The 709-nt window shown below is 44.7% G+C and carries 1 protein-coding gene; it reads left to right on the top strand.

Annotation, left to right across the window (positions count from 1 at the left end):
* Window positions 1–19: 19 nt before the first annotated feature.
* The coding region (gene gvpN / locus QMD21_07840) for a gas vesicle protein GvpN (protein MDI6856674.1) at window positions 20–709 on the top strand (690 nt) is incomplete at its 3' end.

The raw sequence follows: 709 nt of genomic DNA, 5'->3' as shown, positions 1-709 counted from the left end.
AAAAAGAGTTCATGAAACAATGGAAGAAAAGTTTTCCAGGATAGAACCGGAGATGAGAGCCCCAGAACTGTCAACCGAACGCGTCGAACCAGAGTTTCTGGTGCCAATTATTGAAAATTTTGTTGAAACAGAACAGATTAGAAGGCTCAAAAACAGGGTTAAACTGTGGACAAAGGTCGGATACCCTCCCCACATAGTGGGACCAACGGGATGCGGAAAAACAACACTAGCGATGCAGGTGGCAAAAGAGATGGGAAGACCAGTGGTGTGGATAAATGGTGACGAACAAATGACAACAACGGATTTGATCGGGGGATACTCTGAGATGGAAACCGAGAGCGTAAGGGACAGGTTTGTTCACAACGTCTTGATAGCTAAGGACAGAACAAAATACAAATGGGTGGACAATCCGCTGACACTTGCATGCAAATATGGTTATACATTGGTTTACAACGAGTTCTCCAGAGCCAAGCCAGAAGCAAACAACGTTCTTTTGTCCGTGTTAGAGGAGCGCATCCTTGAACTTCCAACAATGTTCGGAGAAGAAAGGTACATCGATGTCCATCCTGATTTCAATATAATATTCACAAGCAACTCCATAGAATACGCGGGAGTGCATAGGCCTCAAGACGCCCTACTCGACAGAATGGTAGACATTTACATGGACTACTATGACTTCGACACCGAAGTAAAGATCGTTCAGGCACAC

Source organism: Candidatus Thermoplasmatota archaeon, assembly GCA_030018475.1.
Lineage (GTDB): Archaea > Thermoplasmatota > JASEFT01 > JASEFT01 > JASEFT01 > JASEFT01.
The sequence above is the reverse complement of the archived record's forward strand: the minus strand, read 5'-3'. Positions and strand labels throughout refer to the sequence as shown.